At 49.9% G+C, this 16277-nt stretch carries 16 protein-coding genes and 1 pseudogene; 12 read left to right on the forward strand and 5 right to left on the reverse strand.

From position 1 onward, the window contains the following. Positions 1-52: 52 nt before the first annotated feature. Positions 53-931, reverse strand: a complete 879-nt coding sequence (locus C3V43_RS12610; RefSeq protein ID WP_023847681.1) for a GLPGLI family protein — start codon at positions 929-931, stop codon at positions 53-55. 111 nt (positions 932-1042) lie between these two features. After that, positions 1043-1225: a hypothetical protein gene (locus C3V43_RS14710; RefSeq protein ID WP_021678309.1), complete on the reverse strand. Its 183-nt coding sequence runs from the start codon at positions 1223-1225 to the stop codon at positions 1043-1045. 537 nt (positions 1226-1762) lie between these two features. Here C3V43_RS14710 and C3V43_RS15110 point away from each other — a divergent pair. Continuing rightward, positions 1763-2620, forward strand: a pseudogene (locus tag C3V43_RS15110) (IS5 family transposase); the annotation flags it as partial. 21 nt (positions 2621-2641) lie between these two features. Here C3V43_RS15110 and mobC read toward each other — a convergent pair. The 3 genes from mobC to C3V43_RS12630 are packed head-to-tail and all read right to left on the reverse strand — an operon-like array spanning position 2642 to position 6316. Then, entirely contained in the window at positions 2642-4648 is a 2007-nt protein-coding gene (gene mobC, locus C3V43_RS12620; protein ID WP_106070082.1) for a conjugal transfer protein MobC, read from the reverse strand. Position 4649: 1 nt separating this feature from the next. Beyond that, on the reverse strand, positions 4650-5930 hold the full coding sequence (gene mobB / locus C3V43_RS12625) for a conjugal transfer protein MobB (RefSeq protein WP_106070083.1): 1281 nt from the start codon (positions 5928-5930) through the stop codon (positions 4650-4652). Beyond that, positions 5915-6316: a plasmid mobilization protein gene (locus C3V43_RS12630; RefSeq protein ID WP_053444537.1), complete on the reverse strand. Its 402-nt coding sequence runs from the start codon at positions 6314-6316 to the stop codon at positions 5915-5917. Before C3V43_RS12630 ends, mobB begins: the two co-directional genes overlap by 16 nt. A gap of 542 nt (positions 6317-6858) precedes the next feature. Between C3V43_RS12630 and C3V43_RS12640 the strand changes: the two genes are divergently transcribed. From C3V43_RS12640 to traM, 11 genes are all read left to right on the forward strand, one after another. Beyond that, complete coding sequence (locus tag C3V43_RS12640) at positions 6859-7752, forward strand: ParA family protein (protein WP_235655854.1); 894 nt, start codon at positions 6859-6861, stop codon at positions 7750-7752. Beyond that, positions 7739-8125, forward strand: coding sequence for a DUF3408 domain-containing protein (locus C3V43_RS12645; RefSeq protein WP_021644063.1), 387 nt, complete (start codon positions 7739-7741; stop codon positions 8123-8125). The genes C3V43_RS12640 and C3V43_RS12645 overlap by 14 nt, the downstream gene beginning before the upstream one ends. A gap of 4 nt (positions 8126-8129) precedes the next feature. Then, entirely contained in the window at positions 8130-8834 is a 705-nt protein-coding gene (locus C3V43_RS12650; RefSeq protein ID WP_106070086.1) for a hypothetical protein, read from the forward strand. 189 nt (positions 8835-9023) lie between these two features. Continuing rightward, the gene (locus C3V43_RS12655; RefSeq protein WP_004585394.1) at positions 9024-9326 is read left to right on the forward strand and encodes a DUF4134 domain-containing protein; all 303 of its coding nucleotides are present in this window, start codon (positions 9024-9026) and stop codon (positions 9324-9326) included. Between the two features lie 3 nt (positions 9327-9329). Beyond that, positions 9330-9665, forward strand: a complete 336-nt coding sequence (locus tag C3V43_RS12660) for a DUF4133 domain-containing protein (protein ID WP_021678459.1) — start codon at positions 9330-9332, stop codon at positions 9663-9665. Continuing rightward, on the forward strand, positions 9662-12187 hold the full coding sequence (locus tag C3V43_RS12665; RefSeq protein WP_106070087.1) for a TraG family conjugative transposon ATPase: 2526 nt from the start codon (positions 9662-9664) through the stop codon (positions 12185-12187). The genes C3V43_RS12660 and C3V43_RS12665 overlap by 4 nt, the downstream gene beginning before the upstream one ends. Before the next feature lie 26 nt (positions 12188-12213). Next, the gene (locus C3V43_RS12670) at positions 12214-12843 is read left to right on the forward strand and encodes a DUF4141 domain-containing protein (protein WP_004585397.1); all 630 of its coding nucleotides are present in this window, start codon (positions 12214-12216) and stop codon (positions 12841-12843) included. A gap of 31 nt (positions 12844-12874) precedes the next feature. Continuing rightward, positions 12875-14002, forward strand: a complete 1128-nt coding sequence (gene traJ / locus C3V43_RS12675; RefSeq protein WP_054191081.1) for a conjugative transposon protein TraJ — start codon at positions 12875-12877, stop codon at positions 14000-14002. 11 nt (positions 14003-14013) lie between these two features. Continuing rightward, positions 14014-14637: a conjugative transposon protein TraK gene (gene traK, locus C3V43_RS12680; RefSeq protein ID WP_106070088.1), complete on the forward strand. Its 624-nt coding sequence runs from the start codon at positions 14014-14016 to the stop codon at positions 14635-14637. After that, complete coding sequence (locus C3V43_RS12685) at positions 14634-14921, forward strand: hypothetical protein (protein ID WP_106070089.1); 288 nt, start codon at positions 14634-14636, stop codon at positions 14919-14921. Before traK ends, C3V43_RS12685 begins: the two co-directional genes overlap by 4 nt. Beyond that, positions 14911-16272, forward strand: a complete 1362-nt coding sequence (traM, locus tag C3V43_RS12690) for a conjugative transposon protein TraM (RefSeq protein WP_099811566.1) — start codon at positions 14911-14913, stop codon at positions 16270-16272. The genes C3V43_RS12685 and traM overlap by 11 nt, the downstream gene beginning before the upstream one ends. The last annotated feature ends 5 nt before the right edge of the window (positions 16273-16277 follow it).

Genomic DNA, 16277 nt, shown 5'->3' on the forward strand with positions numbered 1-16277 from the left:
TTCTATTCATGAGCAAACAATCAGTCAAAGAAGATGCTATCCAATTGAGACTTTATTCTCGTTCTATTGGATTGTAAGGTAACGGTTGTACTGTCGCTTGTGTTTCTTTAGGAATATTTATATCTTTTCCACTATTCAAAAGAGCTTTAACTGGGTCAGCACAAAAGTTTTTATGAATCTTCTGGGCATCCTCTCGAGTTGTCTTTATAACTTTACGAGTCCATAAATAGATCGGGTCATAATATTTAATCTTTTCTAAGCCATTGAGGGTGAATATATAATGCTTTTCTACATCATACAGACAGAAAATGAGTCCAGGCAAACCTCCAAATTTATATGGACCAAAAGGCATTTCAACATCTTGTGAATACCATGCTATATATTTTCTTCCTCGAAAAGTCGCCTTTGCTTTTTTACATTTATAACCTGATATAATCGTATCTCCTTTGAGCATTTCCCATTGAATTTTTGGAGTAGCTTCTTCATATTGATATATTTCAGAAAGAACGATATTCTGCTGTGTAATACATTTTCTTTCAACTCTATTCTGTATGACAGATGGCCTAAATTTTATCTGCCTCCCTATATTTGTTAGCATTGGCATAAGTTGAACGACAGGCAATTTCTTTTTGACAGATACATCGTTGACGGAATCCATTCTATATTTGAAATAATCCATAAACCGATTATATTTATTCCCTATTTGAAGCAGGGTCAATGACCTTACTCTGGATTTGGCATCTTGGGGATCTTTTTGATGATCATAAGAATAAAAAATTCTATAAGTTGTACGATCCAAAATTTTTTTTGCGATGGTGTCAGATTTCATCGCTTTATCTGACCTTATCTGGATGTTTTGTCCTTCTAATTTATTGGAAACCAAAACTGTCAGCAGGAAAGCAAAAAACAAAAAAGAATTACTTTTTTTCATCAGAAATATTTTTTTAATCACAAAGATACGACGAAAAACTTTAATATAGACTTATAAGCCTTATGGTAATAATTGAATCATAGTGGGGGCTATAGTAGCCCCCACACAATTTTACGGACAAAGAACAGAGTCTATCAACAAGACATCGTGAATAAGGTCATCTACGTTGTCATAGTTCTCTGATTCAACATAAATGATTTTTCCACAAGAAGTGGTGACTTGGATTGGGTGCGCCATAGCTGCACCAACTGACATCAGCAAAATGGCTGAAAGAGCTACAATTTTACGTTTCATAATTAATTGTTTTTTTGAATTATAGAGGTGGAATATCCATCTCCTTTTTTTCAAATATCTTTTTGCTCATATAAACCGAATCAATAATCACAAAGATTTTAATTATATCCATCCCATTCTTGGGGTTCTGATTTTTCTGGGTCACAAAGTGGACTATCTATATGTATAACATCTGTGAGAAATTCCTATGCATTGTCATAATTATCCGAATCAAGCCATACAATTTCTCCGCAAGTGGTAGTAACTTGAATGGGATGTGCCTGAGCGAAAGTAAGCGACATTAGCAATTACAACCAAGAGAGGAATAATTTTTTTGATTCATACTTTTTCGACGTTTTAAGAGGTTTGTAAAGAGATAACACTCATCGTTTGTCTCAAACATATATGTTTTTTTGTAAACTAAAACAGAAAAAACATATTTTATGTGCATTTAACAAAAAATGGGCATTTATCGCATGCTAAACTGAGACTCTTGCAAATGCAAAAACTTTCATTTTTACATTTTCTTGATTCAAATATTTTTAGTATCTTCACTTTGTGAAACAACCATCATCCACTCCGAATTCTGCCGACGTGTTCCTTGGTCGGCGTAAAGTCAAGCAAACATTCTTTTCTCAAATAGATACGATCATAGATTGGCCGCCTATTCGCGGCCTCATAGAGGCAGCCTACACCAAAGGTTGTAAAACGCAGGTCGGCCGAGCTATGGCAATATGGAGTTGTTCAAGATAGAACTTCTTCGTACTTGGTATGGCTTGAGTGATGGCGAGGTGGAAGATTAAGTCAATGACTGTCTTTCCTTCAGTCGCTTTGTGGAATTGGGTATGGAAGATGTAGCTCCGGACAGTACTACGGTCTGCCGCTTCCGCAACATCCTTGTTGAGGCAGAACTGTATGATAGGGTTCTAGGTGAAATCAACCGTCAGTTGGAAGAGAAGAGGGGGGATCATCAAGTGGGTTGCCATCGTCGATGCGAGTATCACGAACATGCCCCCTCACCCCGTGGTCGCAAGACTTATGGAGTTGTAGAGGACAGGGATGAAAACACGAACAAGGAAGTCTCGGAAAAGGGGATGATAAAGGAAGTTGTCAAGCCCAACGTAGATTCAGAAACTTCGTTGGATTAAGAAGATGGGCAAGTTGCACTTCGGTTACAAACGTCATACGGTAACGAATGAGAACAGACTTGTTTGGGCCAAAGAGACAACACCGGTCAATACAAGCGACATCAAACATCTTGAGACCCCATTATAGAAAGCCCATCTTCTACGGCAGACCCCAGTATATGCAGACAAAGGATACGACTCTTCCGAAAACCGAGATAAAGTGGAACGTACTTTCGGCTCCATACACTGGTCGTTTTTGGGCGGAGTGGCACAATATGTTGGATTGGCTGGTCTCGATTTTAATATGCAACTAACTTTTTTTTCTCAGAACTTTCAATTCAGGGTCATTCTCAATCCGTTTAATTTCTACATCGACCAGTGCGAGAATCTCCTGCTTTATCTGCTTGTAGTTGGCATCAATGGATGCTTTGAGGCTGTCCTGTCCCGACTCGTCCGTAAACGCTGCAATCACAGGGATCGGTTTATAGCTTTTTGTTTCTGCGGAAATCTTCGCACTGTCCACGACAATCTCCGCGTGGAAAATCTTCTGTTCGATGCGTTCATCGAAGTTGTCCGAAACGGCACCGACAAACATTCCTTGCGTCAGGTTGCTGATTTTGCTGGCCGGGATAAGGCTGTCCATTTGCGTACTGATGGAAGTGGATTTGTCGTTTCGGTTAATCGTCATCGATTGGCGTTGCTGCAAGACTTTCCCGAAGCGCTCCGATAACGTCTTGGCCGTTTCACCTACGACCTGACCGCTGAAAACATTTCCCACCGTGTTCTGAATCACCTTGCTCTCCTTGTCTCCGTAATCGCGGGTAAGCTGACTGAAATCCTGAAAGCCCAGACAGACTGCCACTTTATTGGAACGAGCCGTAGCAATCAGGTTATCCAGCCCTCGGAAGTAGATGGTGGGCAACTCGTCGATAATCACCGAGCTTTTGAGCTGCTTCTTTTTATTGATCAGTTTCACGATCCGGCTGTTATAGAGTCCGAGTGCCGCCGAATAGATATTTTGTCGGTCGGGATTGTTGCCCACGACCAGGATTTTCGGTTCTTTCGGGTTGTTGATGTCGAGCGAGAAGTCATCGCCCGTCATTACCCAGTAAAGTGCCGGAGAAATCATCCTCGAAAGCGGAATCTTGGCCGAAGCGATCTGTCCCTGAAGTTGATCCTGTGCGCCGCCTTCCCATGCGTCCATAAAGGGTGAAAGATAGTTGGCCAGCTCATCGTAAGAAGTCAGAATCGGAAAGATCTGCGCATAAGGTCTGTTCAGAAATTCGATGGCATGCGGAAAGGTGCAATACCTGCCGTTCTCATATATCTTCAGGAACCAGATAATAGCCGCCAACAGGATGATCGGCGACTCCACAAAGAAATCCCCCTGCTTCTGAATCCACGTGCGGTTCAGATTCAGCATGATCGTATACGCCGATTCGTAAGCATCCGATATATCGGACATAAAATCCGGATTGATCGGATTGCAACGATGCGATCTTCTGGGATCATCAAAGCTGATTACGTAAAACTTCGGCTGCACTTCATACGCCTTCCGATGTCTGAGCAGATGGTTGTAAGCGATCTCGGAAAGGTCGGGGAATTTATAGTCATAGATATACATGGCAAATCCCTTCTCGATTTGCTGCTTGATGTAGTTATTTACGATCGCGTAGGATTTTCCCGACCCCGGCGTACCGAGCACCATGCTCGCGCGGAAAGGATTCACGACATTGATCCAACCGTCGCGCCACTTTTTCCGGTAATAAAAACGAGTCGGGAGATTCACCGAATACTCGTTCGTCATCAGGCGGGTTTCCTGCATGAAACTTTCATTTTCCACATTGAATACATCGTCCATCAGGTTGTGCTTCAACAGGCGACTGATCCAGGAGCCGGCCATCAGCAGACAGATAAATCCCGCGCTCAGGGTAAGGAGGTAGCAGACAGCCCGAAGGTCTATGCCGACCGGCAGGCTCAGTATCCATCCGTTCAGCAGATAGAGAGCTGCTCCGGCACTCAATACCACCCCGATCCTGCGCCGGGTGATCCGTTCTTCCTTGACACCTTTCGTTCCCAGACAGGAAAGTCCGAGGAATACCACAGCAAAGAGCTTTGTCCAAAGGATGGAAGAAAAAAGCCCCGTCGTTCGATGAAAGTTCATCAGGATGGTATCTGCAACGCTTATGGTAATCTTCCATTCGTGTAAAGCCTCGTAACAAAACCAGTAGCCGTTGATTACCGTAAAGAGGATGGCGATGGCGCGCATAAAGTCCATCGTCTTGGCCAGTCCTCTCAAATCATCTTCATTCTGCATCTTATGTTCTTCTTTTTCCGGTTATATCCTGTTTATGCCGCCTGTTTCTCAACTTTCGCTGGAAAGCCAGCTCCTTATAATCGATCCCGTGAACGACGATTCCCAACTCATCCGTTCCGACCGGCTCATCGTAACAATCATCACCGGTTTCAGCCTCCGGCAACATCTCCGGAGCAGAACGCACTGTGGGAAGCTCCCGAATCTCCTGCCGGCTGTAATCGAGGAAGGGATTCTCACCCCCGAGAAAGTAATCGTTAAAGACATGGGCCGAATAGCCCTTCCCCAAGCGCGAGCCATTGGCAGCGATACCGGCTTCGTCCGAGATAAACGTGATGCCGTAAATACGTCCCTGCTCGTTTTGGCGGATATGCACGTCGATGCCTCGTTTTTTCATCTCCTCCGAAAACCGCTTTTTATCGGGGGATGACTGCATGACCTCGACGATGGCATTGCGAAGCATCGGCGCCTTCTCTTTTATAAGCGCTTTGGATTTCTCAAAATGACGCGCAACGGCGGCATAGCCTGCTCCTCTCCCTGTTTTACCGGCATGTAAGGGTATCATCCGTTTCTCTCCCGCATCATCCGTGATGGCGTATACCAACCCGTCGTACCGCTTCCCTTTGTACTCCTTGCGAACTTCCTCCGCAACGATGTGGTATCGGGCCAACAGCAGATTCATTTCACCCAACGACCGGAAAGCGTACCGTTTCAGCACCGCCCGAACCACAGCGGCAATCTGCCGACGCACATCGCCCTGCTTTACATCCGCCGTTTTCAACACGTTCTCCGCATGTGTCTCGTGCCGGCTTCTCCGGTTTCCGCTCGGTATCAAGCCGTATTTCCGCTCCAGCTCATCGGTGATCCGTTTGCTGCGTCTTGCTTCGAACTTGTAAGGCAGCTTCTTCCCGTAGCTGTCCACACGCAGGGAGACGATATGGATATGCTCGCGCGCGATGTCGTTGTGCTTGAATACGATGTAAGGCTGTTTGCCGTATCCCATCTTTTCCATGTATTCCCGGGCGATGTCCTGTAACTGCTCCGTTGTCAGCCTGTCGTCCGGATGCGGATTGAGGGAACAGTGAAACACCGTCTTTTTCGTGCGGATACCCGACGGGATGCGCATCTCCATATCGGTCAATGCTCGTTCAAAGTTCGTTTCTCCGTTTGCATCCACGCTCATCGAGGAGGTCAGAATGACGGAGGCGTTTCCCGCCGTTACTTTGGAAAAGTTATATCCCAACACTTTTCCCATGCTTTTCGGAGCGGTTATCTCGGCAACCATCGTTCTTCGAACGCTACTGTGAGCCGGTTCGTTTCTTCCAGAAGTGCATGGAGTTCTCCGGTGTATTGCTCCAGCTTTTGCAGCAAAACGGCCGCCGTTTTGACGGAATGGTACGTGTTAATGGAGCGGACAGCCTGATTGTAGAGCACGCCAACCTTGCGGATTTGGGCATGGATATGGGTCAGCCGGGTGTAATAATCGGCGGCCGATTTGTCATGGGTAATCACACGGAACGGAGTCAGAAAAAGCCTCCGCCGGATAAATTCGGATTTGTTTCCGATACCGGATTTCTCGTATAGATCGAGAAAACGGCTGTTGTCCTTTTCATTGAGTCTGACATAGTAGCGATAGGACGGACTGCCACCATGCCTGTTTTCATTTCTCATAGTATTCGTCAGGTTAAGGTTAATAAATCAGTCTTTGCTTACGACTTCGGAGTAAGCTTCTTTCTCCGCACCGGGGCAAGGCACCTTTGTCGGCTTCGCAGCGCGTTGTCGGACAAAGGTACACCTTGCCATGATCAACCGTTCAAAAGCGATAGCGACGGTCGACCGTCGCTCTTTCCGGACAATCTTCATTTTCTGCCGGCCGGTCGGGGACGATTGCTTTTCCGGCGCAAAGTTACGGCCTGCCGCCGTGTCGGGAAAGCCTTTGTTTTCCATCAAAAGGAATGCAAAGGAATCCGGGGGAACCGGGTCGTAAAAAAGTGCCTGTTCAGCTGTTAATTTGCAAAGCAGGCAAGCCGGTTACCGGATAGGCAGGCAACATGATTGCAGCTTGCCTGCCGGGTACGTTTACAGGATAACAGAATAATGCAATAACATAATAACACAATGACACAAGAATAGGATAAGATACGAACACACGGGTATGTGCATTCATGGATTGATCAATGTACCGATGTGTCCATCACCTGACCGGTCGATTCATGTATCCGTTTATCGGCAGACAGACTGACGCAACCATGCAATCATATGATCATAACATTACAAATCCTTTTATTATACAACAGATGCAAAAACAAAAGACACTCTCCGAACGGCCGGTACATATCGGCTTCGGATCGCTCAAAGGCGGCGTAGGGAAAAGCAGTATTGCGGAGATTTTGGCCAGTTACCTCTATTACAGGGAAGGCGTGAATCTCTTCGTCGTCGACTGCGATTTTTCGCAGTACAGTTTCGCCAATCTCCGGGAACGCGACAAAGAAACCGTGCAGAACGGCCGGCCGGCTTTGCTCTCACGGATGAAGAAACATTTCGAGGCTTTCGGCAAGCCCGCTTACCGGATTCTCAAAAGCACCTCCGGACAGGCCATGCAGGATGTGCAGGCTTTTATGGAAGCGCGTTCGGAAGAAACGTTCGACCTCGTTTTCTTCGACTTGCCCGGACGGGCGGATGATCCCGATTTGGTCAGTCTGACGGTCGATATGGATTACCTCATTTCTCCGATAGAGCCCGACCGGCAGTCGCTGGTCGCTTGCATGTCCTACGCGCTGGCTGTGCACGATCTGGGCGTATCGATCACATCGGGCAACATCAAGCAGATCTACATGCTCTGGAACAAGATCGACCGGCGTGTCCATCCGGCCGTCATCGAGTTTTACGACCGGGAGATCGAAAAAGAAGGACTGGGACTGTTCGATACCCGCCTGCCACGCTCATCCCGTTTCAAGAAAGAAATCACGACCGACAACCGGGAGGTTTTCCGCTCCACCTACCTGCCACCGGACAAAAGCCTGCTCGAAGGAAGCGGCATAGCTGCGCTGGCCGGAGAAATCATCGAAAAATGCCTGCTAAAACCGAAACGCCATGCCCACGATTGAAGAACAGCGCCAAAAGCTGATCGCCGAACAGATACAAAAGATGGCCGGTACCGATGCTCCGCAGGTCCTTCCCCGCTCTGATGAGAAGAACGGGAAAAATTCATCTCCCGCGGACGATCCCGTCTCCCGTCAGGAGATCACGATGGACGAATACCGAAGCCTGTTTCTCTCTTCCCGTACCGTCGAGAACCGGATGACCTTCTCTTGCGACCGGGAGCTGCTCGAATGCCTGCGCCATATCCTGAACGACCTGAGAGCCAAAACGACCCTCTCGGCCTATATCGGAAATATCCTCTCCGAACATATCGAACGGCACAGGGAGTTGCTAAGCAAAGCCATCGAAAAGAACAGACGGAAAACCCTTATCCCGTAACGTTATGAAAATTCTTTTACTGACCTCCTGGTTTCTGGTACTGCTACTGCTGTACCTACGCTTCCAAAGCAAATGGAACATCCGGCGCAGCATGCGCGAAGCGGAGAAAAAGAAGGAATCCGACACCGGTAATTATTCTTCGGACGATGACGATATTCTGGGAAAAACCCGAACGGAATTTCCATCCCGGGGAATGCGGGGGAACGCGAAGGAACCGGATCAAAATCGCAAGGAAAAAGGCGATAGCTTTGCTGTCGGAAAATCATCCGATCCACCCGAAAAGGAGGGAGTCCGGGCAGCAGAAAACGAGGACAGCGAGTTCTATCCTTCCCTGCCGGAAAATGAAACGGATGAGATGCTGGAGGAGCAGGAAGCTCTTTCGCTACTGCTGGATCGGGAGATAGAAGTCTCCACAGACAGCCTTACGGTGAAAGAGCTTCAAAGACTCCGGACGGCTGCCGAGGAGCCGGAGCAGCTTACGGAAACGGACAAAGCACTTGTACGGGAAACGGCCGGCAAGCTGCGTGGAACGGAATTTCTGGAAAAGCTCCGGGCACACGAACGGTTGCAGCGGGAACGCGGACGGGAGTTGCTGGGATTGCTCAGCCCTCCTCCCGAGGAGATGGTGGAAAAAGGCCGTAAAGCGAAAAAAACGGATTCCGCCGCTCCGACAGCAACCGGAGCACAGGACTGGATGGCTTACCTGTAAAGAACAAGGAGTGTCTTTTCGTCCGCCGAGAAAACGAAGCCTTATATCCGAACGGTGAAAACCGGAGGCGGGGAAACCCGAAAAGACGACCGAACCTTAACCTTACTATCTGATACCGAAGGGTTCCCCGTCCTCCTTTTTCCATGGCGGATACAAATGTATTGAATTATAAACCTGAAATCCAATCGTATGAAAACACGAAAAACGATGTGTATCGCCCTGCTGCTTACGACGCTCGCAACCGGAGCTTTTGCTCAGGGCAACGGCATGGCCGGAATCAACGAAGCCACCAAGATGGTAACCTCCTATTTCGACCCGGCCACGAAACTGATCTACGCCATCGGAGCCGTAGTCGGCCTGATCGGGGGAGTCAAAGTCTACCAGAAATTTTCTTCGGGAGACCCCGATACCAGCAAGACCGCGGCTTCGTGGTTCGGCGCCTGCATCTTTCTGATTGTGGCGGCCACGATTTTAAGAAGCTTTTTCCTGTAAGCCATGTGGGAGATTAACAAGGGAATCGGCCGGACGGTCGAGTTCAAAGGGCTTAAATCCCAATATCTGTTCATTTTCGCAGGCGGGCTGCTGGCGACGTTTATCCTTGTCGTCATCTGCTACATGTGCGGCATGAACCAGTATCTCTGTCTGGGCATGGGCGTATCGGGTGCCACCCTCGTGGTGTGGCAAACGTTCGCGATGAACCGCAAGTACGGAGAACACGGGCTGATGAAACGGGGAGCCGCTCGCCGGCATCCCCGTTACCTGCTCTCTCGCCGTCCTGTCCGCCGTATTCTTTCCGTCCGGGCTGTAACGACAAACGAACCGACGCCATGAGAAATATCCGTAAGAAATGCGAACTGGAAGAGAAGTTCCCGCTGCTGGCCATCGAAAACGGCTGCATCGTATCGAAAGACGCCGACATCACCGTGGCTTTCTCTCTTGAACTGCCCGAACTCTTTACCGTGACCTCGCCCGAATACGCAGCGATGCATGCCGCCTGGCATAAGGCGGTGAAGGTCTTACCCGTTTACAGCATCCTGCACAAGCAGGACTGGTTTATTCGGGAAAGCTACCGTCCGGAGTTGGAAAAGGACGATCTCTCGTTCCTCGACCGCTCTTACGAACGGCATTTCAACGAACGTCCCTTCCTGCACCATTCCGTCTACCTCTGTCTGACGAAAACGACGAAACAGCGCATGGCGCAACGAAGCGATTTCTCGACGCTCTGTCGCGGAACCCTTCTGCCGAAGGAAGTCCGGGAGCGGGAGGCCGTCCTGAAATTTCTGGAGGCCGTCGATCAGTTCGAACGGATCATCAACGATTCGGGCTGTATGCGGCTCAGACGTCTTCCGGCGGATGAGATCGCAGGCACGGACGACAAGCGTGGCTTGCTCGACCGTTACCTCTCGTTACGCGACGATGCGGCAGGCACGCTCGAAGACCTCCGGCTCGGCGCCGATGAAGTGCGGATCGGAGATCAAATCCTCTGCCTGCACACCTTGTCCGATACGGACGATCTGCCTGCCGCCGTCGCAACGGACGGCCGTTACGAACGGCTCTCCACCGATCGCAGCGACTGCCGGCTAAGTTTTGCCGCTCCCGTCGGGCTGATGCTCCCGTGTAACCATATCTATAACCAGTACCTCTTTATCGACGACAGCGAAGAGAATCTCAAACGCTTCGAGAAACAGGCGCGAAACATGCTTTCACTTGCACGCTTCTCCCGCTCCAATCAGATCAATCGCGAGTGGATCGAGGAATACCTGAACGTTGCGCACTCCCAGGGACTCGCTTCCATCCGTGCGCATTTCAATGTGCTGGCATGGAGCGACGACCGGGAAGAACTCCGGCAGATCAAAAACGATGTAGGCTCGGCGCTGGCCTTGATGGAGTGCCGTCCCCATCACAATACGACGGACACGGCCACGCTCTATTGGGCAGGCATGCCCGGCAATGCGGGCGATTTTCCCTCCGAAGAAACATTCTACACCTTTATCGAGCCGGCTCTCTGCTTCTTTACGGCCGAGACGAACTACCGCAGCTCGCTTTCACCCTTCGGCATCAAACTGTCCGACCGCCTGACGGGCAAACCGCTCCATCTCGATATTTCGGACTTGCCGATGAAACGCGGGATTATCACGAACCGCAACAAATTTGTCCTGGGACCGTCCGGTTCGGGAAAATCGTTTTTCATGAACCATCTCGTACGGCAGTATTACGAACAGGGAACGCATGTGTTGCTGGTCGATACGGGCAACTCTTATCAGGGACTTTGTTCGCTCATCCACCGGAAAACGAAAGGTGAAGACGGCATCTATTTTACCTATACGGAAGAGGAGCCGATTTCGTTCAATCCTTTTTATACCGATGACGGGGTGTTCGACGTCGAAAAGAAAGACAGTATCAAAACGCTGCTTTTGACGCTCTGGAAAAGTGAAGAGGAAAAAATATCGAAAACCGAATCGGGCGAGCTCGGCAGCGCTGTCTCGGCCTATATCCGCCTGATCGGTTCGGACAAAGGGATAACACCGAACTTCAATACGTTTTACGAATTCATGCGCGACACTTACCGGCCGGAACTGGAAAACCGCGAGATCAAAGTCAGCCGGGAAGATTTCAATATCGACAACTTTCTGACTACGCTCCGCCAGTACTACCGGGGCGGTCGTTTCGACTTCCTGCTCAATTCGGACAAAAACATCGACCTCCTGTCGAAGCGGTTTATCGTCTTCGAAATCGATGCCATCAAGGAAAACCGGGAACTTTTCCCCGTGGTAACCATCATCATCATGGAGGCTTTCATCAATAAAATGAGGCGACTCAAAGGCGTTCGCAAACAACTGATCGTCGAGGAAGCCTGGAAAGCGATCGCCTCGGCCAATATGGCCGACTACCTGAAGTATATGTACAAAACGGTGCGCAAGTATTTCGGGGAGGCAATCGTGGTGACGCAGGAGGTGGACGACATCATCTCTTCGCCGGTGGTAAAGGAGAGCATCATCAACAATTCGGATTGCAAGATTCTTCTCGACCAGCGCAAGTATGCCAACAAATTCGACCAGATACAGAACCTGCTCGGGCTGACCGATAAGGAGAAGTCGCAGATCCTGTCCATCAATATGGATAACGATCCGTCCAGACTTTACAAAGAGGTCTGGATCGGGCTGGGCGGCACGCAATCGGCTGTCTATGCCACCGAAGTTTCGGCCGAAGAGTATCTCTGCTATACAACGGAAGAGACGGAAAAAATGGAAGTGCTGAGGCTGGCTGAAAAATCGGGAGGTCATATCGAACAGGCCATCCGCCAACTGGCCGAAGCCAAACGAAACCGACGGAAAGACGTGAACCATACATAATAGAACGAACCAAAACCTGAAACATCATGAAGAACAAGATTTTAATTCTCGGCATGGTACTGGCGGTCTGCTGTGGCAGCGTACATGCCCAGTGGGTCGTGACCGATCCGACCAATTTTGCCGGCAACATCGCCAACACGGTCAAGGAGATCGCAACGGCCTCCAAGACGGTAAAAAACACCCTGAACAACTTCAAGGAAGTGGAGAAAGTCTATCATCAGGGGAAAAAATACTACGACGCGCTCAAGACGGTCAATAACCTGATCGGGGATGCCTACAAGGTAAAAGAAATCATTCTGATGGTAGGCGATATCACGGATATTTACGTCACGGGGTATCGCTCCATGCTCAAAGATCCGAACTACAGTCCGGAAGAACTTTCGGCTATGGCATCGGGCTATGCCAAACTGCTTGAAATGAGCGGTGAGTCGCTCAAGGAGCTGAAAACGCTTCTCAAAAACAATGCCCTGTCGATGAACGACAAGGAACGAATGGAGCTGATCAACCGGATTTATGACGAAGTTCGGGAGTACCGTGCCGTAACCTCTTATTTTACGCAGAAGAACATTTCCGTGAGTTTTGTCCGTGCTGCGGAAAAAGGGGAGCTGGAGCGTGTCAACTCCCTCTACGGTTCGGGTAGCAGCCGCTATTGGTAAGCTGTTTGTTTCACCGCTGAATTTATGTACAATGGATTTTGCCAACTTACACGAGCTGCTGCGCTCTACCTACGAAGAGATGATGCCCCTGTGCAGTGAAATGACCGGCATCGCCAAAGGCATTGCCGGGCTGGGTGCGCTTTTTTACATCGCCTTGCGCGTCTGGTCATCGCTCTCCCGCGCCGAACCGATCGATGTTTTCCCTTTGCTCCGTCCGTTCGTGCTCGGTTTCTGTATCATGTTCTTCCCGACCATTGTTTTGGGTACGATGAATGCCGTGCTCAGCCCCGTCGTACAGGGAACCGAGAAAATGGTGCACGTACAGCAGGACGACCTGCAGGCGTTGCAACTCAAAAGAGACCGGCTGGAAGAGGAAGCCTATAAACGGGACAAGTCGAGAGCCTATTTGGTGGATGACGAAGCGTGGAATAACAAGATCGAAGAGATGGGTTTTATCGGCCCGGAAGATGCGATTACCCTGGCCGGCATGTATGCCGAACGTACGGCGTTCAACGCCAAGCGCTGGTTTATAAAAAAGGTTTATCAGCTGTTGGAACTGCTCTTTCATGCCGTCAGTCTGGTCATCGACACGCTCCGCACATTCTTTCTGATCGTGCTGTCCATCCTGGGGCCGATCGTGTTCGGTATCGCCGTATGGGACGGACTCAGCGGATCGCTGACAGCCTGGTTCAGCCGCTACATCTCCGTCTATCTCTGGCTGCCGGTCAGCAGTATTCTGACAGCACTGCTCACGAAGATACAGATCCTGATGCTCAACAAGGAGATTGCCCAGTTACAGGACGTGAACTATATGCCCGATTCGGGAAACTGGTACTACATCGTCTTCTTCCTGATCGGCATTCTCGGTTTCTTCAGCGTACCGACTGTTTCGGGATGGATCATCGAAGCGGGCGGCGGTATCGGCAACTACGGCAAGAATGTCAATGAGCAGGCCAAACGGGCCGGAGGAAAGGCATTGACGGGAGGAAAGGCGCTGTCTGCCGCAGGCGGCGCAGTTGTCGGTAATGCTTTGGGACGTTTCAGGGAGCAATTTCGGAAAGGTTCCTCCGGAGGAAACACGTCCGAAAGCGGATCGAATCCCGGCGGTGGAAACATCAACGGAGCATTGACGAAACAACCTAAAACAACGAACAGCTAACACCCTACTTTATGGAATTCAAATCATTGAAAAATATCGAAACATCGTTCCGGCAGATCCGGCTTTATGCCATTGCCTTTGTCGTATTCTGCCTCATCATCACGGGCTATGCCGTTTTTTCATCCTATTCCTTTGCCGAAAAACAGCGGGAGAAAGTCTATGTGCTGGACAACGGAAAGTCGCTTATGCTCGCTCTCAGTCAGGATGCCAAAGCCAACCGTCCCGTGGAAGCCCGCGAGCACGTCAGGCGTTTTCACGAACTCTTCTTTACGATTGCGCCGGATAAGGCGGCCATCGAAGGGAATGTCAAACGCGCTTTGATGCTGGCCGACAAAACGGCCTACAATTACTACAAAGACCTGATGGAAAAAGGATATTACAGCCGGATGATCTCAGGCAATATCCACCAGCGTATCGAGCTCGACTCCGTCCGGTGCGATTTCGAGGCCTATCCTTATCGGGTCAGGACTTACGCCCGGCAGTTTATCGTCCGCCAGAGCAATATCACGGAGCGGTCGCTTATCACCGAATGCAGCCTGATCAATTCCGTTCGTTCGGACAACAATCCGCAGGGCTTCCTGTTGGAACGTTTTACCGTGCTGCAAAATCAGGACATTCAAACCGTGAAACGATGAAACGGCTCTATCTGAAAATACACCTCGGCCTAAAGCGGCAATGCGACCGTTTAAGCCCCCTGCAACGAAAAATCGCGGTATTCGGGCTGAGCCTGATTTACCTGTGCTGTTTGCTCGGCATGATCGTCCGGTTCTTTACTCCGTCCGATTACAGACCGGCGGAAGAAAAAAGATTCCGCGAGCTGATCGACAGTCCCGTTCGCACGGACAGCCTCCGGCCGGAGCGACTTCCGCAAAAACATTTCGCCAAAAATTACCTTAATACAATCGAATATGAACAATGAAAAACATCCGAAACATCCGCATCCCGTTTTTTCGGACCCCCCCGGAAAGGGAGCGGACAAAGAAGAGAAAGAAAAAAGAGAACAGTCCGAAAAGAAGAAAGAACAGATCAAAAAACTGCTTGTCTTCGCCGGATTGGGCATCCTCTTCCTGATTTCCTTATGGCTGATCTTCTCTCCTTCGGCCGAAGAGCGACAAAAGGAAGAGAGGACAGCAGGTCTTAACGAGACCGTTCCGCAAGCCACCGACGGGGAACTGCCCGACGATAAACTGAAAGGCTATGAACTGGGGCGCGATGAAGAAAAGGAATCCCACCGGCAGGAGACCCTCGGCAACCTCTACGACTATTTCGAGAAGAAAGACGAAACACGGGAGCAGGAAATCTCGGAAGAGGCCGCTTCGGACGGGCTTCATCCGATCGAGCGGTCGGTAAGCCGGTATGAAGAAACGTCGCAGATGGTACATTCATTCTACGAGCCACCGGCATACGACTATGAGAAAGAAGCCCTGCGGGAAGAGCTGGACATGATACGCTCCGAACTCGCAACTCTCAAGGAGGAAAAAGAGGAGGAGATCGATCATCTCGAACTGCTCGAAAAATCTTACCGGATGGCAGCCAAATACTTCCCGGCCTCCGGTGATGCAAATTTCCGGGATGCATACACCCGGAGTCAGGAACGCCCAGCCGATGCTCCCGCACCCAAGACAGCGGCGACAGCGGAACGGGCGGCTTTACCCGCTATGGAGCTTCTTCCGGAGAAGAAAGCAATCGTTTCGTCTCTGGATCAGCCCATGAGCGATTCGGCTTTTATCGCCGAGTACGGGCATAAGGAGCGAAACTTCGGGTTCCGGTCTGCCGACGTGCCGGCATCGTCCGTCACCCGTAATACGTTGCGAGTAGTCGTGGACAGGACAACCACCCTGCAGCATGGAGACTTCGTACAGCTCCGTCTGCTGGAGTCCGCTCGCCTGCACGACCTTTCCATTCCCCGTCATACCCGACTGATGGCACAGGCCCGAATCGACGGCAACCGGATGAAGCTTCATATCACGAGTATCGAATATGGCGGACGGATCGTTTCCGTTCAGCTCTCCGCCTTCGATACGGACGGGCAGGAAGGGGTTTTTATTCCCGGATCGGAAGAGGTCTCCGCACTGAAAGAAGTGGGAGCCAATATGGGAGGAACGGTCGGAACCTCGTTCACCTTTGCTTCTTCCGCCAAAGACCAGATCCTTTCCGAGGCGGCCCGCGGGGTGATGCAGGGAGCAAGTCAGCTCCTGCAAAAGAAACTCCGCACCGTAAAAGTGACGCTCAAAGGCGGGTACCGCCTCTTTTTAGTACAGACAAAGTAAAACAA

The sequence above is a fragment of the Prevotella heparinolytica genome, assembly GCF_002998535.1.
Lineage (GTDB): Bacteria > Bacteroidota > Bacteroidia > Bacteroidales > Bacteroidaceae > Bacteroides > Bacteroides heparinolyticus.